At 69.9% G+C, this 20832-nt stretch carries 20 protein-coding genes and 1 pseudogene; 9 read left to right on the forward strand and 12 right to left on the reverse strand.

Annotated features, from left to right (window positions below):
• The first annotated feature begins 21 nt into the window (after positions 1-21).
• Both IG04_RS0118955 and IG04_RS0118960 read left to right on the forward strand, forming a co-directional pair.
• A complete protein-coding gene (locus tag IG04_RS0118955; protein WP_030477993.1) occupies positions 22-429 on the forward strand; it encodes a VOC family protein in 408 nt (135 codons plus the stop codon).
• Complete coding sequence (locus tag IG04_RS0118960; protein WP_030477994.1) at positions 430-1590, forward strand: MFS transporter; 1161 nt, start codon at positions 430-432, stop codon at positions 1588-1590.
• A 15-nt stretch (positions 1591-1605) separates the two neighbouring features.
• On the opposite strand, the gene IG04_RS0118965 is transcribed toward IG04_RS0118960, so the two are convergent.
• A complete protein-coding gene (locus tag IG04_RS0118965) occupies positions 1606-3087 on the reverse strand; it encodes an LVIVD repeat-containing protein (RefSeq protein WP_030477995.1) in 1482 nt (493 codons plus the stop codon).
• A 92-nt stretch (positions 3088-3179) separates the two neighbouring features.
• On the opposite strand from IG04_RS0118965, the gene IG04_RS0118970 reads away from it, so the two are divergent.
• Complete coding sequence (locus IG04_RS0118970; RefSeq protein ID WP_030477996.1) at positions 3180-3782, forward strand: DUF305 domain-containing protein; 603 nt, start codon at positions 3180-3182, stop codon at positions 3780-3782.
• Here IG04_RS0118970 and IG04_RS0118975 read toward each other — a convergent pair.
• Positions 3748-6096, reverse strand: a complete 2349-nt coding sequence (locus IG04_RS0118975; RefSeq protein ID WP_051770203.1) for an ATP-binding protein — start codon at positions 6094-6096, stop codon at positions 3748-3750. The two genes, IG04_RS0118970 and IG04_RS0118975, sit on opposite strands and share 35 nt — an antisense overlap.
• A 15-nt stretch (positions 6097-6111) precedes the next feature.
• Positions 6112-6438 (reverse strand): antibiotic biosynthesis monooxygenase family protein, encoded by a 327-nt coding sequence (locus IG04_RS0118980; RefSeq protein WP_030477998.1) that lies wholly within the window; start codon positions 6436-6438, stop codon positions 6112-6114.
• Between the two features lie 79 nt (positions 6439-6517).
• Between IG04_RS0118980 and IG04_RS0118985 the strand changes: the two genes are divergently transcribed.
• The 5 genes from IG04_RS0118985 to IG04_RS0119005 all read left to right on the forward strand — a co-directional run bounded on the left by IG04_RS0118985 (position 6518) and on the right by IG04_RS0119005 (position 10578).
• The gene (locus IG04_RS0118985; protein ID WP_051770204.1) at positions 6518-7108 is read left to right on the forward strand and encodes a TetR/AcrR family transcriptional regulator; all 591 of its coding nucleotides are present in this window, start codon (positions 6518-6520) and stop codon (positions 7106-7108) included.
• Positions 7109-7191: 83 nt separating this feature from the next.
• Positions 7192-8085 (forward strand): ABC transporter ATP-binding protein, encoded by an 894-nt coding sequence (locus IG04_RS0118990; RefSeq protein WP_030478000.1) that lies wholly within the window; start codon positions 7192-7194, stop codon positions 8083-8085.
• Entirely contained in the window at positions 8069-8794 is a 726-nt protein-coding gene (locus IG04_RS0118995) for an ABC transporter permease (RefSeq protein ID WP_030478001.1), read from the forward strand. Before IG04_RS0118990 ends, IG04_RS0118995 begins: the two co-directional genes overlap by 17 nt.
• Positions 8795-8803: 9 nt before the next feature.
• On the forward strand, positions 8804-9958 hold the full coding sequence (locus IG04_RS0119000) for a sensor histidine kinase (RefSeq protein WP_030478002.1): 1155 nt from the start codon (positions 8804-8806) through the stop codon (positions 9956-9958).
• Positions 9955-10578, forward strand: a complete 624-nt coding sequence (locus IG04_RS0119005; RefSeq protein ID WP_030478003.1) for a response regulator — start codon at positions 9955-9957, stop codon at positions 10576-10578. The genes IG04_RS0119000 and IG04_RS0119005 overlap by 4 nt, the downstream gene beginning before the upstream one ends.
• Before the next feature lie 97 nt (positions 10579-10675).
• On the opposite strand, the pseudogene IG04_RS47210 reads toward IG04_RS0119005, so the two are convergent.
• From IG04_RS47210 to uraH, 9 genes and pseudogenes are all read right to left on the reverse strand, one after another.
• A pseudogene (locus IG04_RS47210) lies at positions 10676-10993 on the reverse strand (allophanate hydrolase-related protein); the annotation flags it as partial.
• Positions 10890-11972 carry an XdhC family protein gene (locus tag IG04_RS45405; protein WP_084402117.1) on the reverse strand — a complete coding sequence of 361 codons (1083 nt, stop codon included), beginning with the start codon at positions 11970-11972 and terminating at the stop codon, positions 10890-10892. The pseudogene IG04_RS47210 and the gene IG04_RS45405, both read right to left, overlap by 104 nt.
• Before the next feature lie 52 nt (positions 11973-12024).
• Positions 12025-13431: an NCS2 family permease gene (locus IG04_RS0119020; RefSeq protein WP_030478006.1), complete on the reverse strand. Its 1407-nt coding sequence runs from the start codon at positions 13429-13431 to the stop codon at positions 12025-12027.
• 161 nt (positions 13432-13592) lie between these two features.
• On the reverse strand, positions 13593-14054 hold the full coding sequence (locus IG04_RS46560; protein WP_245816682.1) for a nucleoside deaminase: 462 nt from the start codon (positions 14052-14054) through the stop codon (positions 13593-13595).
• Between the two features lie 31 nt (positions 14055-14085).
• On the reverse strand, positions 14086-16272 hold the full coding sequence (locus IG04_RS0119030; RefSeq protein ID WP_030478008.1) for a molybdopterin cofactor-binding domain-containing protein: 2187 nt from the start codon (positions 16270-16272) through the stop codon (positions 14086-14088).
• A complete protein-coding gene (locus IG04_RS0119035) occupies positions 16269-17621 on the reverse strand; it encodes an 8-oxoguanine deaminase (RefSeq protein WP_030478009.1) in 1353 nt (450 codons plus the stop codon). Before IG04_RS0119035 ends, IG04_RS0119030 begins: the two co-directional genes overlap by 4 nt.
• The gene (locus tag IG04_RS0119040) at positions 17618-18079 is read right to left on the reverse strand and encodes a (2Fe-2S)-binding protein (RefSeq protein WP_030478010.1); all 462 of its coding nucleotides are present in this window, start codon (positions 18077-18079) and stop codon (positions 17618-17620) included. Before IG04_RS0119040 ends, IG04_RS0119035 begins: the two co-directional genes overlap by 4 nt.
• Positions 18070-18945 (reverse strand): FAD binding domain-containing protein, encoded by an 876-nt coding sequence (locus tag IG04_RS0119045; RefSeq protein ID WP_030478011.1) that lies wholly within the window; start codon positions 18943-18945, stop codon positions 18070-18072. The genes IG04_RS0119040 and IG04_RS0119045 overlap by 10 nt, the downstream gene beginning before the upstream one ends.
• Before the next feature lie 2 nt (positions 18946-18947).
• A complete protein-coding gene (gene uraH / locus IG04_RS0119050) occupies positions 18948-19262 on the reverse strand; it encodes a hydroxyisourate hydrolase (RefSeq protein WP_036015170.1) in 315 nt (104 codons plus the stop codon).
• A gap of 128 nt (positions 19263-19390) precedes the next feature.
• Between uraH and IG04_RS0119055 the strand changes: the two genes are divergently transcribed.
• On the forward strand, positions 19391-20830 hold the full coding sequence (locus IG04_RS0119055; RefSeq protein ID WP_030478013.1) for a PucR family transcriptional regulator: 1440 nt from the start codon (positions 19391-19393) through the stop codon (positions 20828-20830).
• Positions 20831-20832: the final 2 nt, after the last annotated feature.

Raw genomic sequence — 20832 nt, forward strand, 5'->3', positions numbered from 1 at the left:
CGTTCTGACACCGGTGGTGCGATGATCGTCGCCATGACCGGTGTCCGTGAACTCCGCTTGGTCGTCACCGCTGACGACTACGACGAGGCCCTGCGTTTCTACCGAGACGTGCTGGGGCTTGAGCAACGGGCGGCGTTCACGTCCGACGGCGGCAGGGTCACGATCCTCGAAGCCGGGCGGGCGACGCTGGAGATCACCGACCCGCCGCACGCGGCGTTCATCGACGAGGTCGAGGTCGGCAGGCGCGTCGCGGGGCACGTGCGGGTGGCCTTCGAGGTGGGGGACTCCGCCGTGACCACCCGTGCGCTGGAAGCCGCCGGGGCCGAGGTGATCGCGGAACCGACTCGCACGCCGTGGAACTCGCTGAACGCCCGCCTGGCGGCGCCGGCCGGGCTGCAGCTGACGTTGTTCCAGGAGCTGGGCGAGTAGATGACGATCTCCGCTGCCGGGTACCGCGACCTCGCGAACCGGGACGTGCTGGCGTGCGCCGTCGTGACGGTCGCCGCGAAGCTGCCGATGTCGATGACGCCGCTGATGATGGTGTTCCTGACCAGGGGACTGCCCGGCGGGTACGTGCTGGCCGCGTCGCTGGTCGCCGTCTACGTGCTGGGCGAGATCCTCGGCGCCGCGTTGCTCGGGCTGTTCCTCGACCCCTCGCGGATGCGCGGGCAGCTGTCGGTCGGCCTGCTCGTCGGCGCGGGGGCGTTCACGACGCTGGCGCTGACGCAGAACGTGACGGTGCTGGCGATCGCGGCGTTCGTCGCGGGTGCCGGGCCGTCGACCACGCCCGGCGGGCTGCGGGCGATGCTGCTCGGGCTGGTGCCGGACGCGTTGGTGCCCAAGGCGATGGGCTTCGACGCCATGATCACGCAGGTGGTGTGGGCGGTGGCGCCCGCGCTGGTGACGGTGCTGGCGCTGAGCGTCGACCACCGGGCGCCCGTCGTCGTGTCCGTGTCGCTGGTCGTCGTGGCGGCGTGGCTGGTGTTCATCCTGCCGCGCGGGCACGTGACGTCGCGGTCCGGCACGGCGAAACCTCGTGTGGTGGCGTCGGCCTGGCCGATCTACCTCGTGAGTGCGGCGGCGCTGGCGCAGCTGGCGGTCGCGGAGCTGGTGCTGCCGGCGTTGCTGGAGTACCGGGGGATCGGGATCGGCTGGATCGGACCGCTGCTCATGGGTTTCGCGGCGTGCAGCGCGCTGGGTGCGGTGCTGTACGGGCTGCGGCCGTGGCCGGGATCGTTGCGCGCACAGGGTTTGGTGCTGCTCGTCGTCACGGCGACGTGCGTCGGCGCGCTGGCGTTGTTCCCGAACCTGCCGGGCATCGCGGGCGCGTTGCTCGCCGCCGGGCTGTTCCAGTCCGGTGTGCTGGTGACGCGCAGTCTCGCGTTGCGCGAACGGCTTCCCGTCGGCGCGCACGCGGCCGGGTTCTCGATGATGTACGCCGTGACGGGCGCGGGCTACGGGCTCACGGCCGTCGTCGCCGCGTGGGCGATGGACGTCGGCTCCCCGGTCTGGGCGGTCTTCGGTGGTGTCGCGGTGACCCTGGTCCTGACAGCAGTCAGCGCGGCTGCCGAACGCCGGCAGCCGCGCTGATCTGAGAGGGAGCTACTACCCGCGGTAGAAGTTCCCCTGGGTCTGCACGTTCAGCTCGTCCGTGCGGAACAGCTTCGCCACGAACGTGCGCGGGTCGCGCATGTCGATGACGTCGAAGCCGCGGCCCATCTCCGAGGAGTAGATGTAGCCGTTGTACCAGTAGGTCGACCAGGTGCCGCCACCCATGCCGTTCGGCATCGGGCCGCGCTCGAAGAAGCCGATCTCACGCGGCTTGGCCGAGTTCGTGAAGTCCCACACCGAGATGCCGCCCTGGTACCAGGACTGCACCATGATGTCCTTGCCGGGCACCGGGATCAGCGAACCGTTGTGCGCGACGCAGTTCTCCGTGTCGCCCTGCATGCGCGGGATCTTGTAGTAGGACTTGAAGACCAGCTTGCGGTCCTTGCCCTTGCCCACGATGTCGTAGATGCCGTTGGCACCACGCGTCGGGCCGATCTTCTCGTTGCAGGTCGCGGCGCCGCCGCCACCGAGCTCGTCGGTGAAGACGACCTTGGTGCCGTTGTTGTTGAAGGTCGCGGAGTGCCAGAACGCGAAGTTCTTGTCGTCCTGCACGCGGTTGATCTCGACCAGGTTCTCGCGGTCGGAGATGTCCCAGAGGACTCCGTCACCCATGCAGGCGCCGGCCGCGAGGTCCATCTGCGGGTAGACGGTGATGTCGTGGCAACCCGAGGTGGCCGAGGTGTAGCCGGTCTCGATGGTGCCGGGGACACCCTTGTTGCCGCCGTCCGGGAAGAGGACCGGGGTCTTCAGCAGCGAGGCCGCGGCCGGGTTCTTCACCGGCACCTTGACGATGGAGATCTTGTCGTGCGGCGGCTGGCAGTCCGGGAACGTGGCGTTGGGCGAGTAGGAAGAGACGTAGAGGTACACGTCCTTCTTGTTCTTGCTCGGCACCATCGTGTGGGTGTGCGAACCACAGGCGGTCTCGACGGCGGCGACGTAGCGCGGCGCGCTCTTGTCGCTGATGTCGAAGACCTTGACGCCCTCCCACGACTCCTTGATCGTCGCGGACTGGGACACGCTGCTGCAGGAGTTGTCACTGCGCGACGAGTCGGTCGACAGGAACAGCAGGTTCCCGTACACCGAGATGTCGTTCTGCGAGCCGGGACACAGGACCTGGCTCTTGATCGTCGGCTTCTTCGGGTTGCGGATGTCGTAGATGACGAAGCCGTCGTAGTTGCCGACGAACGCGTAGTTGTCCTGGAACGCGATGTCGGTCTGCGTCGAGTTGAGCGGAGCCTGCTTGTCCAGGTGGGCGACGGGGACCATGTTGCGGCTGCGGCTGATCTCGTCGACGCCCGGGATGCCGTTGACGCCCTCCGCCTGCGACTCGAGCTGAGCCTCGCTCAGTCCCTTGCCGTCCGCCGGCAGGTCGGGCTCGGCGTACGCGGGCGCGGTCAACGTCGACAGCGTCAGCGCGAGCGCCCCCAGCACCGCCAACGGCGCTCTGCGCCGCCGGGCCGTTGCGCGTGAAGTCACAGCTTTACCCCCTCAGTACGGGTTGGTGTGGGGGAGTATGACCCCTTCGCCTTGCTAAAGGCCAGCGTCTTTCGGAGGGTATTGTGCGACGCATGCGCTCTGGGGTTCTGGTCATCGTGGCGGCATTCGCCCTGCTGGCAGGCTGTACATCGGAGCCGGATGCAGCTCCGGTCATCGCGCCCGACACGCCTGGCGGGTCGGCGCCGACCATCGCGCCTTCGGACGTGAGCGGCGTGATCCCGCCGCCGCCGAACGACGCCGACCGCGAGTACGTGGCGATGATGATCGTCCACCACGAGCAGGCGCTCGCCATGACGAGGTTCGCCCCCGACCGCGCGCAGAACGAGACGGTGAAGGGCCTCGCCGACCGCATCCGGTTCAGCCAGGAACCGGAGATCGGCGCCATGAAGCAGTGGCAGCGCACGTTCAACGCGATTGGCACGCACGGGGATCACGCGTCGATGCCGGGCATGGCCACGCAGGACCAGCTGAACGCCCTCGGCGCGGCGCGCGGTAAGGACTTCGACCGGATGTTCCTGGAACTGATGATCAAGCACCACGAGGGTGCGATCAAGATGGCTACGGACGTGCGCGGTGCCGGCACCAACATCCAGGTCGAGGAGATGGCCGACGACGTCGTGGCCACGCAGGACGACGAGATCAACCGGATGAAGAAGCTGCTGACAGAGCTGTGAGACGGCCGCGGGCCTTGGTGGCATCGGCGTGGGCCAGGCGCTCGTAGATCTCGAGCGCCTGCTCCCACGCGTGCCGCGCCTCGGTCTCCTGGCCGGTGGCGGCGTGGGTGTCGCCGAGGTTCACCAGGGTGGTGGCGATCTCGAACTGCTCGCCGATCGTGGTGAAGACCGCCAGCGACTCCCGGTAGTGCTCGATCGCGCCGGGGAAGTCGCCGATGTGGTGCAGGTTGTAGGCGATGCTGTCGAGCGTGCTCGCCTCGCCGAGCCGGTCGCCGCACTCGCGCAGCAGGGTGAGCGCGGCGCGGCAGTGTTCGAGAGCCTTCGCGCGGTCGCCGAGCCGGCCGACGTACCAGCCGACCTGGTTCATCGAGCCGGCGAGACTGGAGACGTCGCCCGTCCGTTCGCTCAGCTCGACGGCACGCCGCGCGTAGTGCAGTGCGCTGACCAGATCGCCTTCTGCCTCCATGTAGAACGCGTAGTTGCGGTGCACGCGGATCTGGCCGTCGAGGTTCCCGGTGCTTTCGTTCAACCGCAACGCTTCGGCGAGATGCGACTCAGCGGCCGCCATGTCACCGAGCCGGTGTTCGGTGTGCGCGAGCAACTGGTGCAGCAGTGCGGCGGCCCGCTCGTCGCCCAGCCGGTGCGTTGCCTTCAACGCGTCGTACATCAACGCGACCGAGTGGTGCCAGTGGCCGGCGATGTCCATGAAGTTGCGAATGCTCCAGACGAACTGCCAGGCGTGCCGGTCGAACCCCGTCGCCACGGCGACTTCGCACAGCGTCGCCGTCACGTCGATCTCGGCCTCGAACCACCGTCGCGCCTCGTCGTGGCCGTGCACGAGCTCGGGCACGACTCCTTTGGCGGGCAGGCCGATGTCGACCACGGTGATGAACCGGTGCAGCTCGACGGCTGCCACGGCGGCGCTGTGCAGGTAGTGGTCGAGCAGCCGCCGCAGGGCGTCGCGGCCTTCTAGGTCGTCGACCAGGTCGCGGGCGTGCGCACGGACCAGGTCGTGCAGCACGAAGCGACCGTCGCCGGTCTCGGTGACGAGGTTGGCGGCGACGAGTTCCGGCAGCGCGGGCGTGGTGCCCGCGAGGCTCCTGGCGGCCGCCGCGGACACGTCCGGTCCGGGATGGACACCCAGCAACCGGAAGAGCCGTTGCGCGGAACCGGAAAGTCGTTGGTAGGACCAGTCGAACACCGAACGGACGCTGGTCGTCTCCTCGCCGGTGTCGAGGAAGTCGAGCACGTCGTCGTCCGCGAAGTCGTCGGCGAGCGCGGTCAGCGAGTGCTGCGGGTCGGCGCGGGCGGCCACGATCGCGAGTGCGAGCGGCAGCCCGCCGCACCGTGCGGCGAGCCTCGACAGGGCCTGGGGCTCGGCGGTGGCACGGGCACCGATCCGCTGGGCCAGAACCTGTCGCGCCTCGGCCTGGCTCAGCACGTCGATCCGCACCCTCGTGATGCCGTCGAGGTCGTCCATCCGGTCGCGGCTGGTGATCACCACGCGGCAGGCGGGGTCGTCCGGCAGCAGCGGGCGGACCTGGCCGGCGTCGCGGGCGTTGTCGAGCAGGAGCAGCATGTGCTTGCCGCGCAACAACGTCCGGTAGAGCCGCGCCTGCTCGCCGGTGCTCGGCGGCATGCTGTCCGGCGGTACGCCGAGTGCGCCGAGGAAGCTCCGGATGACCTCCTCGGGACGTGCCGGCGCGGTCGGGTCGAAGCCGCGCAGGTTCACGTGCAGCTGCCCGGCGGGGAAGTGGGCCTGGTTCGCCCACTGCAGCGCGAGGGTGGTCTTGCCGGCGCCGCCCACGCCGCTGAGCAGGGTGACCGGGCCGGAGCGGCGCAGCGCGGCGAGTTCGCGATCACGGCCGGCGAACTGGGCGAGCGGCGCGGGAACCTGGCGCGGCACCGGCACGAGCGCTTCGACGGCCTTGCGTTCGCGGGTCAGTTCCTCGGCGGTCTCGCGGACCGCGTCGATGCCCTCGAACGGGTCGCCGCGCCACAACGTGAGCGCCTCGGCGTGCCGGCCCTGGTCGCGCAGCGCGCGGAAGTCGAGCAGATCCGAGTCGGTGACGTGCGCGAGGTAGCCGGTCTCGTAGGTGCGGATGAAGTCCGTGCCGCCCAGCGCCCGCCGCAGTCTGCTGATCGCCTTGCGCAGGGCCTGGGTGTCGCCGAGTTCGTGGAGGGGGACGACCTCGTTCGCGCGGGCGACGAGGAGCGCCAGCAGGTCCCGGCCGCGGCCTGCGGGCAGCACGATCGGCTGCCCGCTCACCTCGACCGCGAGCGGGCCGAGCACAAGGAAGCGGACGTCCCCCACGCGGGGGAGTATCGCCTATTCGGTGCGCTGCCGGGGCAGCACCATGTCCTCGGCGTGCGTGAACCGCTCCGGCTCGTTGCCCGTGACCAGGCGTGCGATCGTGCGGTGGCCCTTGTGCGCCTCGCGGAACGCGTCGGAGGCGACCCAGGCGCGGAAGGCCTCTTCTGACTCGAACTCGTTGACCGAGACGTACGGCTGGTCGTCCTGGGTCGGCTTGAGCAGCGTGCTGCGCAGCAGGCCGGGGACTCCGGGCAGGTGGGTGCGCATGTTGCCGCGGAAGTACCGCTCGAACTCCTCGGACATGTCCGCGTTCACGAACATCCGGTTGGTCGCGATGAACATGCTGGCCTCCTGATCCCGACGCTCTGTCGGGAACTATTCCAACTCCCCGTCGGGAAATCAAGCGCGATACGATTCCGATGTGCCGAGGATCAGCGCAGACACCGTGGCGGAACACCGCGCGAACCGGTTGCGTGCCCTGCTGGACGCCGGGCGGGACATCGTGGCGACCGAGGGAGCGGAGGCGCTGACGCTCGCGTCGCTCGCCCGACGTGTCGGGTTGTCGCGGCCGAGCCTCTACGAGTACTTCCGGTCGCGTGAGGAACTGGTCGCCGCGATCGTGTCCGACGCGCTGCCGGAGTGGGCGGACAAGCTGGAGGACGCGGTCAACAGCGCGTCCTCCGTGCCGGCGAAGATCGAGGCCTACCTGCGCACCGAGCTCGCGATCATCACCGACGGCAGCCACGGGGCGGTGGTGGCGTTGTCCGCGCACACGTTGCCGGACTCGTCGCGCGAGCAGATCCGGGCCGAGCACGAACGGTTGCTGGCGCCGCTGGTCGGGGTCTTCCGGACGGCCGGGGTGGAACGCGCGCCGTTGCGGGCGATGCTCGTGCACGCGATGGTCGAGGCGACGTCGCGGATGATCACGCCGGGTCGCACCGAGCACAACGAGGCCGTCATCCGGACGTTGCTCGACCAGGTTGTTTACGGGCTGGACAAGCCCATCAGCTGAACCGCCGGCATCCACCGATCGGTTGATCCAGCTCCCGCTCGTTGTTCGATGATCTTCGCGCGCCGTTCGCCGAGGCTGGGGCCATGGCGATCATCGAAGTGCACGACCTCGGGAAGAGGTACGGGCCCCGCGTGGCGGTGGACTCCGTGTCGTTCGAGGTGGCCGAGGGCGAGATCTTCGGGGTGCTGGGGCCGAACGGGGCGGGCAAGACGACGACGGTCGAGTGCGTGTCGGGGCTGCGGACGCCGGACCGGGGGACCGTGTCGGTGCTGGGCAAGCGACCGGCTGACGTCCGCGCGTCGATCGGGGTGCAGTTGCAGGCCTCGGAGTTGCCGGAACGGATGCGGGTCGGCGAGGCGCTGGCGTTGTTCTCGTCGTTCTACCCGGCGCCGGTCGACTGGTCCTCGCGGCTGGGGCTGGTGCCGCACCTGAAGGCGGAGTTCGGGCAGCTGTCCGGCGGGTTGAAGCAGCGGTTGTCGATCGCGCTGGCGCTGATCGGGTCGCCGCGGATCGCGGTCCTGGACGAGCTGACTACGGGGCTCGATCCGCAGGCGCGGCGGGACACCTGGTCGGTGATCGAGGAGGTGCGGTCGGCCGGCGTGACGATCCTGCTGGTCACGCACTTCATGGAGGAGGCGGAGCGGCTCTGCGACCGGGTGGCGGTGTTCCGCGACGGCCGGATCGTCGCGCTGGACACGCCCTCCGCGCTGGTGTCGCGTGTGGACGGTGCCACGTGCGTGCGGTTCGTGCCGTCCGTCGCGCTGGACGTGTCGTTGCTGGAGGCGTTGCCGGAGGTCACGTCGGTGTCCGCGGTGGGGGAGCAGCTCGTGGTCAGCGGGTCGGAGAACCTGCTGCACGCGGTGACGTCCCTGCTGGCACGGCGGCAGGTCCTGGCACGCCGGCTCCGCGTCGACCAGGTTTCGCTGGACGACGCCTACGTCGAACTGACCGGGGGTCGTGATGTTGAAGATCATTGAGATCGAGGCGCGGTTGTTCCTGCGCGATCGGCTGAACTCGCTGTTCGCGGTGCTGTTCCCCAGCTTGCTCTTGCTGGTGCTGGGCGCGATCCCGGCGTTGCGGACGCCTGATGCGAACTTCGGTGGGCAGCGGTTCATCGACAGCTACGTGTCGGCGCTCGTCGTGTTCACGTTGGTGTTCATCGGGTTGCAACGCCTGCCCGCCGTCGTGGCGACCTATCGGGAGAAGGGCGTGCTGCGACGGCTGTCGACGACTCCCATGCACCCGGCCCGGTTGCTGGCCGGGCAGATGGTGGTCAACTTCGCCGCGGTGATCTTGTCGGTGCTGCTCCTTATCATCCTGGGGTACGTCGTTTTCGGCGTCGACCTGCCTCACCATCCACTCGGCCTGGCGTGTGCCGTGGTGCTGGGAGGCGCGGGCACGTTCGCGTTGGGCCTGGTGATCGCCGCCCTGGCCCCGAACGCGCGGACGGCCGGTGGCTGGGCGGCGGTGGTGTTCATGCTGCTGATGTTCCTCGGTGGCGTGTACCTGCCGCGGTTCATGCTGCCCTCGGCGATTCAGGTGATCGGTTCGTACGCGCCTCCCGGTGTGGAGGCGCTGCAGCAGGCGTGGCTCGGTACCGCGCCGGACTGGAGGCATCTCGCGATCATGGGGCTGGTGAGCCTCGTGGCAGGTACCGTCGCGGCCAAGACTTTCCGCTGGGAGTAGTTCGTGGACATGGCCGCGTTGGACAGGTGGGAACGCAGGCTCATCTCGATCGCCCGCGTGATCCCGTACTTCGTGCTGACCGTGACGACGGTGCTGTACACGATCTTCACCACGCAGTCGGTGCCGGAGCGCTGGTTCACCTACGGCGTCGTGGCGTTCGGTTTCGTGTGGATGGCGTGGTGGTTCACGCTGCATCCGGCGTGGCACCGGCGCCCGGAGCTCATGGCCGTGTTCATCGGTGGCATGGTCGTGTTCTACGCGGTGCTGGGCCTGCGCGAGCACTGGTTCGGCGCGGTGTCGTACGCGGTCTACATCTACGCGAGCGAGCTCCTGCGCGGGCGCTGGATGTTCCTCGTCGTGGCGCTGACGGCCGGGCTGGCGACGCTGTCGTTGTTCGGCGGCTACCCGCCGCCGGGCGAGGAGGCGGCGTTCTGGTTGCTGCTGCTCGTCTTCGTGGTGCTGGCGTGCACCTTCACGTACGTCGGCCACGTGACGACCGAACAGTCCAGGCTGCGCAAGGAACTCCTCGACGAGAACGAGGGGCTGCACGCGCAGTTGCTGGTGCAGGCGCACGAGGCAGGCGTGCAGGACGAACGCCACCGCATGGCCGGCGAGATCCACGACACCCTGGCCCAGGGCCTGGCGGGCATCATCACGCAGCTGTCGGCGGCCACGGGTGCCGACTGGGAACGCCGCGTGGCGGTGGCCGCGGAACTGGCGCGCGAGAACCTGGCCGAGGCCCGCCGCTCCGTGTACGCCCTGCGCCCACCGGCCCTGGACTCGGCGGCGCTGCACGAGGCCCTGGACGACGTGGCGTCGGGCTGGTCGAAGCACAACGGCGTACCGATCTCGGTCACGCTGACCGGAGCCGTGCGCGAAACGCACCCCGAGGTGGAGGTCGCGTTGCTGCGCACCGCCCAGGAGGCCCTGGCGAACGTGGCGAAGCACGCCTCGGCGTCGCGCGTGGGCCTGACGCTGTCGTACATGGAGGACGTGGTGACCCTGGACGTGCGTGACGACGGAGTGGGCTTCGACCTGGCGGTCCCGTCCGACGGCTTCGGCCTGCCCGCGATGCGCCACCGCGTGCACCGCCTGTCCGGCGCGCTGTTCGTGGAGTCCGAACCGGGCACGGGCACGGCGATCTCGGCACGGGTGCCCGCGTGATCCGCCTCGTCATCGTCGACGACCACCCGGTCGTCCGCGACGGCCTGCGCGGCATGCTGTCCACCGGCGACTTCGAGGTGGTCGGCGAGGCCGCGTCCGGCGACGAGGCCGTCGCCGTGGTCACGGCCGTGTCGCCGGACGTGGTGCTGATGGACCTGCGCATGCCGGGCTCGGACGGCGTGTCCGCGATCGAACGGCTGCGCGACCACCCGTGCCGCGTCCTGGTGCTCACCACCTACGACACGGACCGCGACGTGCTGCCGGCCATCAAGGCGGGTGCCACCGGCTACCTGCTGAAGGACACCCCGCGCGACGAACTGCAACGCGCCATCCGTGCCGCGCACACGGGCGAGGCGGTGCTGTCGCCCGCCGTGGCGACGCGGCTGCTGGGCCAGGTGCGCGAGCCCGCGCTGGAACCGCTGTCCACACGGGAGCTCGACGTGCTGGCGCTGGTCGCCAAGGGGTCGACGAACCGGGCGGTGGCGGTGGCGTTGTTCATCAGCGAGGCCACGGTGAAGACCCACCTGCTGCACGTCTACGCCAAGCTCGGGGTGTCGGACCGGGCCGCGGCCGTCGCGGTGGCGTACGAGCGCGGGCTGTTGAGGGGGCGCGGACGTTGATGTCCCAGTGGAAGGACCATGCGGCGGGACCACTTCGGTTGGTCCCGCCGCCTGCGGCAACTCCCCCTTGCCAGTGGCACCCCCCGATGCCACTCCCTCACCCCTCGCGATGAAGGAACTCCCGCCAGTCCCCGAGATACGAGATGTCCCGGATGTCACCCGATTGGAGCAACGGGTCGACCATCGCGTCGCGCAGCACGGTCGCCAGCGCGGCGCTGCCGTCCTCCAGTTCGATGACGCCGATCTCCAGTTCCGCCGGTTCGGCGGGCACCAGGTGGTCGCGCAGGACCTTCAGCGGCAGGTCGTAGAGCTCACCGGCCACCGAGGCCGAGCCCGACTCGTGCATCGCGGGGAACTTCCCCCGCACCGAGAAGTACCGGTACTTGGGCGCACTGCGCGCCCGGCACACCATCGGCGTGCCCTGGAGCTGGGCGTGCAGCGGACCGCCCCGCATGCCGCCGCCGTTGAGGAAGATCAGTGCCATGACTCTCCAGGGTTCGGTGGATGGGGGTGGACAGCGCGGTCAGTGGGAGGCCGGTGCCGCCGTGCCGCACGGCCACGAGTTCGGCCGCGATCGACACCGCGGTCTCCGCCGGGCTGCGGCCGCCCAGGTCGAGGCCGATGGGAGAACGCAGCCGCGCCAGCGACGCCTCCGGAACACCCTCCGAGCGCAGGCGCGTGAGCCGTTCGGCGTGGGTGCGGCGGGAGCCCAGGGCGCCGACGAACGCCAGGGGCCGGGACAGGGCCTCCACGAGCACGGGGATGTCGAACTTCGGGTCGTGCGTCAGCACCACAACGGCGGTGGAGTCGTCGGTGTGGGTGGACGCGAGGTAGCGGTGCGGCCAGTCGACGACCACGGAATGTGCTGCGGGGAAACGGGAGGGAGTGGCGAACACGGGTCGTGCGTCGCAGACGGTCACGTGATAGCCCAGGAAGCGTCCGATCTCGGCCACCGCGGCGGCGTGGTCGATGGCGCCGAACACCAGCAGGCGTGGCGGCGGCATCCATGACTCGGTGAACACCCTGCCCTCCGCCTCGAAGCGCACGGAAAGCGGATGCCCGGCAACGGAAGCAGAGAGCGCCTCGCGCAACGCGGGGGAGTCGCGCTGCACCAGCACGTCCAGTGAGCCGCCGCAGGTGAGGCCGACCGCGAACGCCGTGTCGTCGGAGTAGCCGAACGAGGCGAGAACGGGCTCAGAGGTCGAAAGCACCTGGCACGCCAGGTCGTAGACCTCGGCCTCCACGCAGCCGCCGGACACGCTGCCGATCACCTCGCCGGACGGCCCGACGGCCATCGCGGCGCCGACCGGGCGCGGCGCACTGCCCCGCACGGCCACCACCGACGCGACCGCGAACCGGTCCCACGACAGCAGGGTCGACGCCAGGTCACGCATCGCACACTCCTTTCAGGTCCCGGCCGGGTGGCCGCCCGGCCGGGACGCCGCGTCACTTGCCGCTGATCAGATCCACGCCGAAGTACACGGCGAACATCAGGGCGAGGCCGGTCATCAGCCAGCCCGGCCAGCGGCCCTTGCAGATGCGCAGCACGACGTAGGACACGAGGCCCGCGCCGATGCCGTTGGTGATCGAGTAGGTGAACGGGATGATGGACACGGTCAGGAACACGGGGATCGTGAAATCCGTGTCCTGCCATGGAATCCGGCGGATCTGGGTCATCATCAGGCCGCCGATCACCACCAGCGCCGGGGCCGCCGCCTGCGCGGGCACGACCGTCGCCAGCGGCGTGAAGAGCAGCGCTACGAGGAACAGGCCGCCGGTCACCACCGAGGCCAGGCCGGTCCGGGCGCCTTCGCCAACGCCCGCGGCCGACTCCAGGAACACGGTGTTCGGGGCGGACCCCGTGACGCCACCGGCGATCGCGCCGGCGCCGTCGACCATGAGGATCTTGCCCATGCCCTCGACCTTGCCGTCCTTGGTCAGACCCGCCTCGTCGGAGACCGAGGTGATCGTGCCCATGGCGTCGAAGAAGCCGGACAGCACCAGCGTGAACAGGAAGATCGTCGCCGCGATCACGCCGGCGGACACGAAGCCGCCGAACAGGTCCACCCGGCCGAACAGGCCGAAGTCCGGTGAGCTGACCACGGAGGACGGCAGCGACGGGGTCACGAGACCCCAGCCCTCGACGTCGAACGCGGCGTTCACGCCGATGGCGACGACGGTGGCCACCACGATGCTGATCAGTACGGCACCGGGCACGCCGCGCGCCAGCAGCACGATCATCAGCAGCAGGCCCAGGCAGAAGATCGCGATCGGCCAGCCGCTCAGGTGGCCGTCGAGGCCCATCCGCACCGGCACCGTCGACTGCGCCGCGTCCGGCGTGCGGGTCACGAAACCGGCGGAGACCAGTCCCACCAACGCGATGTAGAGCCCGATGCCCACGGTGATCGCGATCTTCAACGGCTCCGGGATCGCGTTGATGATCCGCTCGCGGACACCCGAGGCGGCCATGATCACGATGCAGACGCCTTCCAGCACCACCAGGCCGAAGGCCTGCGCCCACGTCATGGTCGGCGCCATCTGGAAGGCCACCACGCCGTTGACGCCGAGACCGGCGGCGATGGCGAGGGGGGCGTTGCCGACGAGTCCCATGAGGACGGTCATCACGCCGGCGGCGAGCGCCGTCGCCGTGGTGATCTCGGCGATGGTCAGCTTGGCGCCGGTGATGTCCGCGGACGCGCCGAGGATCAACGGGTTCAGCAGCACGATGTACGACATCGCGACGAACGTCGTGATGCCACCACGCACCTCACGGCCCAACGAGCTGCCGCGTTCGGTGATGCGGAAGAACTGGTCGAGCGGCGATGTCGACGCTCGGCTCCGTAACTGGGTCATTGATGGACGGCCTTTCCCATGCCGGTGGGCGCGTTCCAACGCTGGAACGCGTTTGAGACAGCTCCGGTCAGCGATCAGGCTTGTGGCCCTCTATTGCGCGGCCAGCGCTCCTCCGGGGGCACGCCGCTCATGGACTGGTTGCTCGTGAACAAACACAGCCGTTAGTAGTCGATTCGAGTTGCGAGGGACGTCCACGCTGTGAACGGGGCGTTGTCCTCGCCTGTGGAGATCTGATGTACCGGCAGGTCCCACTCCGAACGGGACTTGCTGAAGAGTTCGTAGAATTCCCGGTCGTCGAAACCGGCCGCAGCCGCGTCGTGGCGGTCGGCGGCGTAGATCACCTTGTCCACCCGCGCCCACAGCGCGGCGGACAGGCACAGCGGGCACGGCTCGCACGAGGAAATCAAGGTGCAGCCCGTCAAACGGAAGTCACCGAGCGCCTGGCAGGCCGCGCGAATCGCGACGACTTCGGCGTGGGCGGTAGGGTCGAGGTTCGGCGTCACCTGGTTCACACCGGTGGCGATCACCTCGCCGTCGCGGACGATCATCGCGCCGAACGGGCCCCCGCCGGAGGCCACGTTCTGGGTGGCCAGGTCGATGGTGGCGAGCAGATGTGCGTTCACGGCAAACAACTCCAGGGAAATCAAGCACAGGTCAGGTACCGGTGAGGTGTTCCGGGCGGACCGGGACGCGGGTGAGCGCCAGGCCGGTGGCCGCGCGGATCGCCGCCACGATCGCCGGGGTCGACGAGATGGTGGGCGGTTCGCCGACGCCCCGGATGCCATACGGGGCATGGGGATCGGCGAGCTCGAGCACGTCGATGCTCATCGGCGGCATGTCGAGCACGGTGGGGATGAGGTAGTCGGTGAAGGACGGGTTGCGCACCTTGCCGCCGGACGTCTGGATCTCCTCCATCACCGCGAGGCCGAGGCCCTGGGCGGAACCGCCCTGGATCTGGCCCATCACGGCCTGCGGGTTGAGCGCCTTGCCCACGTCCTGCGCGCAGTCCAGTGACACCACGCGCACCAGGCCGAGGTCGACGTCCACGTCGACCACGGCGCGGTGGGCGGCGAAGCCGTACTGGACGTGCGCATTGCCTTGTCCGGTAACGGGATCGAGTGCCTCCGTCGCGCGGTGACGCCACTCGGTGGTCTCGTCGATGACCTCGTCGCCGATGTCGGTGCGCCCGGCCAGACGATCGCGGACCAGAGCACAGGCGGCCTTCACGGCACCGCCGGTGACGTACGTCTGGCGCGAGGCGGAGGTCGAGCCGCCGTTGCCGATCGTGGTGTCCATCGGCAGCACGGTCACGCGTTCGATGCCGAGTTCGGTCCGCACGATCTGCTGCATGATCGTCACCAGGCCCTGACCGACCTCGCAGGCGGCGGTGTGCACGGCGGCGGCCAGCGAGCCGTTGACCATCGAGACCCGGACGCGCGCGGTCGAGTAGTCGTCGTAGCCCTCGGAGAAGCAGATGTTCTTGATGCCCACCGCGTAGCCGACGCCACGGACGACGCCCTCGCCGTGCGTGGTGTTCGAGACGCCACCGGGCAGTTCGCGGATGTCCGACGAGGTGCCGGCGGGCAACGGCTTGTCCTGCACCAGCTTCAGCAGTTGCGCGACGGGCGCGGCCGAGTCGACGACCTGGCCGGTCGGCATCACCGAACCCTCGGTCATCGCGTTCCGCACGCGGACGTCGACCGGCGACATGCCCAGCGCCTCCGCCAGCTTGTCCATCTGGGACTCGTAGGCGAAGCCTGCCTGTACAGCACCGAATCCACGCATGGCGCCGCACGGCGGGTTGTTCGTGTAGAGGCCGTAAGCGTCGATCGTGACGTTGTCGACCTCGTACGGGCCAACGCCCAGCGTCGCCGCGTTGGCCACGACGGCGGGCGTCGAGGAGGCGTAGGCACCACCGTCGAGATACATGTGAGTGCGGACGTAGACGAGCTTGCCGGTGTGGTCGGCGCCGTGCTCGTAGTACAGCACGGCGGGGTGCCGGTGCACGTGCCCGTAGAACGACTCTTCGCGGTTGTAGACCATCTTCACGGGCTTGCCGGTGTACAGGGCCAGCAGGCACGCGTGCACCTGCATCGACAGGTCCTCGCGGCCACCGAACGCGCCGCCGACACCGGACAGCGTCAGCCGCACCTGCTCCTGCGGCAGGCCCAGCGCGGCCGCGATCTGGTCTCGGTCGACGTGCAGCCACTGCGTCGCGACGTAGAGGTCCACCGAGCCGTCGGTGGCCGGCACCGCGAGCCCGGACTCCGGTCCGAGGAACGCCTGGTCCTGCATGCCGACCTCGTACCGCCCGGTCACCACGACGTCGGCCTCGACGTCCTGCGAGCCGCGCCGGATCGGCACGTGCCGCACCAGGTTGCCGCCGGGGTGCAACGGGGTGTCGCCCGCGGCGGTCTCCATGTCCACGACTGGTTCGAGCACGTCGTAGGTCACGACGATCTTCTTCATGGCCCGTAGCGCCGTCTCCGGGTGGTCGGCGCCGACCAGCGCGACCGGTTCGCCCTGGTAGCGCACGACGTCCACGGCCAGCACCGGCTGGTCCTTGTGCTCCAGCCCGTACAGGTTGCGTCCGGGTACGTCCGAGTGCGTCAGCACCGCGTACACACCCGGTACCTTCAACGCCTCCGTCAGGTCGACCGACGTGATGCGCGCGTACGGGTGCGGCGAACGCAGCGTCGCGCCCCAGATCATGTCCTCGTGCCACAGGTCGGACGAGTAGGCGAACTCGCCGCGCACCTTCAGGTTGCCGTCCGGGCGCTGCGGCGACGTCCCGATGCCACCCGACACCGCGGAGGTGAGTTCGGCGGGAGTGAGGGTCATCGCGCTGCCTCCTGGAGCTTCAGGCTGGCCGCGGAGAGGTCCCGCGCCAGCTCGTCGGTCGACGCCGTGAGCAGAACTCCGTCCCGCACCACGACCTCACCGCCCACGACCAACAGTTTCAACGGCGGGGGAGTGCCGAGCACCAGTGCCGCCACCGGGTCCGCGATCCCCGCGTAGTCCATTCCGGACAGGTCCCACACGGCGAGGTCCGCGACCTTGCCAGGCTCGATCGAGCCCAGCGAGTCCGCGCGGCCCAGCACCTGCGCGCCGCCCATCGTGCCCATCCACAACGCCTTGCGGGCGTCCATCGCACCCGGTCCGCCGCGCTGCCGTGCCTGGTACAGGGCCGACCGCAGCTCGACGACGAGGCCACCGTCCTCATTGGACGCGGCACCGTCGACCCCGAGGCCGACCGGCGCACCGGCGTCCAGCAGGTCGCGGACCGGTGCGATCCCGGTGCCCAGCCGCCCGTTCGACGTCGGGCAGTGCGCGGACCCGGTCGAGGTCGCCCCGAGCCGCTTCACCGCGGCGGCGTTCAGGTGCACGGTGTGCGCGAGCCACACGTCCGGCCCCAGCCAGCCGAGTTGCTCGGCGTACTCGGTGGGCATGCACCCGTTCTCCGCCAGGCACTGCTCTTCCTCGTCCATCGTCTCGGCGAGGTGCGTGTGCAGCCGGACGCCGTGGCGGCGAGCCAGGGACGCCGCCCCGGTCATGAGTTCGCGCGACACGGAGAACGGCGAGCAGGGCCCCACGGCCACCCGGACCAGCGCGTCGTCGGCGGTCGAGTGGTAGTCGCCGATCGCCTGCTCGGTCGCGATCAGCGCGGCCTCGGTCTCCTCGACCAGGTTGTCCGGCGGCAGTCCGCCGTGCGACTGGCCGCGGTCCATCGACCCGCGGATCGCCTCGAGCCGGATGCCGATCCGGCGTCCCGCCGACACCAGCGCGTCGAAGACGTCGCCGCCACCGGACGGGAAGACGTAGTGGTGGTCGGCGGCCAGCGTGCAGCCCGTCAACGCCAGCCGGGCGAGCCCTGCCGACGCCGCCGCGTGCGTCACGGTGTCGTCCAGCCCGCGCCACACCGGGTACAGCGCGGTCAGCCACTCGAACAGCGTGGCGTCGGTCGCGAGTCCGCGCGTCGCCCACTGGTACAGGTGGTGGTGGGTGTTGATCAGCCCCGGCGTGACCAGGCACGACGACGCGTCGACGTAGGTGTGCGACTCGTAGGGCCGGGGCGCCGGGCCGGAGCCGACGGACTTGATCCGTCCGCCGTCGATCACGACGTGCCCGGACGGGTGCTCGGTCCCGGACTCGTCCACAGTGGACACCGCGCAGCGGTCGAGGACGATCATCGGCGCGACGCCGCCAGTCGCACGGCGTCCAGGATCTTCTCGTACCCCGTGCAGCGGCACAGGTTCCCGGCCAGCGCCTCGCGGATCTCCGGATCCGACGGCTTCGGCACGCGGTCGAGCAGGTCGTGCGCCGCCACGACGAGACCGGGCGTGCAGAACCCGCACTGCACCGCGCCCGCCTCGACGAACGCCTCCTGCACCGGGTCCAGGGTGTCCCCGTCGGCCAGCCCCTCGACCGTCCGCACGTCCCTGTCCTGCACCTGCCCGGCCGCGACCAGGCACGCGCACACCGGCACGCTGTCCAGGTACACCGTGCAGGAGCCGCACTCGCCCTGCTCGCAGGCGTTCTTCGAGCCGGGCAGCCCGAGCCGCTCCCGCAGCACGAACAGCAGCGACTCGCCTTCCCACACGTCGTCGGCCTGACGCTGCTCGCCGTTGACCGTCACGTTCACGCGCATGGCCGCTCCTCGCTTCCATTGTTCTTGGCGACAAGTTCCTGCCAGGCCCAGCCCAGCGTCCTGCGTGCCATCACCGCGAGGGCGTGCTTGCGATACGCCGCCGACCCGCGCACGTCGTCGATCGGCGACGCGGCCCGGGAGACCAGCTCACCGAACTCGCGCTTCACCGAGTCGAGCAACGGCTTCGGGGCCTTGAAGTCCAGCGCCGAGGCGAGAAACTCCTCGGCCTCCCGCGCCCGCCGTGGCGTCGGTGCGGCGGATCCGACGGCCGCGCCGACGCGGTTCTCCTGCGGGAACAGCGAAATCGCGAACGAGCACACCGCGATCACCATGGCGTTGCGCGTGCCCACCTTGGAGAACTGCTGTGGCCCCTTGGCAGGCGTCAGGTGAACCGCGACGATCAGCTCGTCCTGCTCCAGCGCGTTCCGCTTCACCCCCAGGTAGAACTCGGCGGCGGGGATCATCCGCGTGCCGCGCACGGAGGCCACCTCGATGACCGCGTCGGACGCCAGCAGCACCGGGTGCGTGTCCCCGGCGGGGGAGGCCGCGCCGAGGTTGCCGCCGACCGTGCCGCGGTTGCGGATCTGCGGCGACCCGACCGTCCGGGAGGCCATGGCGAGCCCCGGCAGTTCGGCGCCGAGCTCGTCGATGATCCGCACGTACGGCACACCAGCGCCGACCCGCAGCCCGTCGGACCACTGCTGGAGCTCGGGAATCCGGGTCAGGTCCAGCAGGGCGGAGGGACGGCGGTGGTCGTAGTTCAGCTCCACCATGACGTCCGTGCCGCCGGCGATCGGCACGGCGTCCGGCCGGGAGGCCTTCAGCTCCAACGCCTCCGCAAGCGTTTCCGGTCGAAGGAAGTCCATCGTCAGCTACCTCGGTAGGTGGAGTAGGCGAACGGCGACAGCAGCAACGGCACGTGGTAGTGCTGCGCCGGATCGGAGTAGTCGAAGGTGAGCACGACCTCGGGGAAGAACGGCGCCGCTTCCGCCGTGTCGAACACCAGCCGGTACACCCCGGCCTCCAGGCCTTCACCCCATCCGGTGATCCGGCCGTCGGTGTTCGTCTCGGCGTTCGCCACCTCTGTCCCGTCGCGGCGCTGCAGCGACACGGCGATACCGGCGAACGGCCTGCCGCGCGCCGCGTCCAGCACGTGCGTGGAGATCGTCACTCGCCCTCCCATCTGGTTGTGAGCCAGTACACAGACCCACTGTGTCCTTGAGCTACGGCCGCGTTACATGAATCGCCAGGCTCCTACAGACCGTGAATTTGTGCTTTCCTACAAACACGAATGGACGAAAGTGACCTGTCATGTTGCTCCTGCGGACGTTGCTGCAGATGCCGGAACTGCGCCTGAGCCTGCACACCGGTGAAGACCAGCTCGACCGCACCGTCACGCGCGTGTACGGAACGGAGCTGCCCGACCCCAGCCGGTACCTGTCCGGAGGGGAGCTCGTGCTGTCCGGCCTGCTCTGGCACCACGGCCCGCAGGACTCCGAGACGTTCGTCCACTCGCTCGCCGCGGCCCGCGTCGCCGGCCTCGCCGCATCCGAGACCGAGAACCGCGCGCTGCCCGCAGACCTCGTCGACGCCTGCGTCCGCCACCACGTGCCGCTGCTCGAAGTTCCCATCGACCTCTCGTTCGCGACCATCACCGAACGCGTCTCGATGGAGCTGGTGGGGCTTTCCCGCCACCGCCGCCTGCTGAGCGTCGTAGCGGAGGGTTCGGGCCTCCCCGCGCTGCTGCTCGCCGGCGGCCACGAACTCGGCGCCTCGTGCTGGGTGCTGTCCACGGCGGGCCGGGTCGTCGCGGGCGGCGAACTGCCGGACCGGCTCGTGCTGGTCAAGGAGTTCCTGCAGGCCGACCGCCTCCCGAAGACGGTCAAGGGCGTCACCCTCGTGCCCGTCTCCGAACGCGGCGGCAACCGGCTCACCAGCTGGATTCTCGTCGTGGGCGGTTCCGTGCAACCGGAGGCCGCCGCCGAGCTCGCGTCACTGGTCGCGCTGGAGAGGCTGCGCGAGGCGCAGGGCAGGCAGATCGAGAACCGTACCGCCGCACCTCTGGTCTCCGCGGTGCTGAGCGGCTCGGCCGACCTGGAGTCACGGCTCGCGGCGGCCGGTCTGGAACGCGCCCAGCTGCGGGTGATCAGCGCGGTGACGTCCGACCAGCGCGCCGACCTCGCGGCGGCCGTGCTGGAGGAGGCACTGCCCCAGGCGCTCGTGACCCCCGTCGGCGACGCCGTCTACGCGGTGGCCGTGGCCGGCGACGCACAGCCCGACGACCTCCGTGAGGCGATGCGCGTGATGGAACCGGGCCTCGGCTCTTCCCGCGTGCTCGTCGGCATCAGCTCACCCGTCACGTCGCGCGGCCTGCGCGGCGCCGCAGAGGAAGCCACGCACGCGCGCCGGCTGGGAGAGCGCCGTGGCGGCCGCACGTGTGTGGTGGCGGGCGAGGAGATCGCGCTGCACCAACTGCTGCTCGCGGGCGTGCCGGAGGAGTTGCGCACTTCGTTGCGCCGTCGGCTCCTCGGGCCCGTCTTGGACTACGACGCCGAGCACGGTTCGGATCTCGTGGGCACGTTGAAGGTCTTCCTGGACTGCTCCGGCTCGTGGACGGCGGCGGCCGGCAAGCTGCACGTCCACGTGAACACGTTGCGGTACCGGATGGGGCGCGTGGAGGAACTGCTCGGCGTCGACCTCGCGGAGTTCGAGGCACGCGTGGACCTCTTCCTGGCCTTGCAGGCGGGGTAGCT

The sequence above is a fragment of the Lentzea albidocapillata genome, assembly GCF_000719115.1.
Taxonomy (GTDB): domain Bacteria; phylum Actinomycetota; class Actinomycetes; order Mycobacteriales; family Pseudonocardiaceae; genus Lentzea; species Lentzea albidocapillata.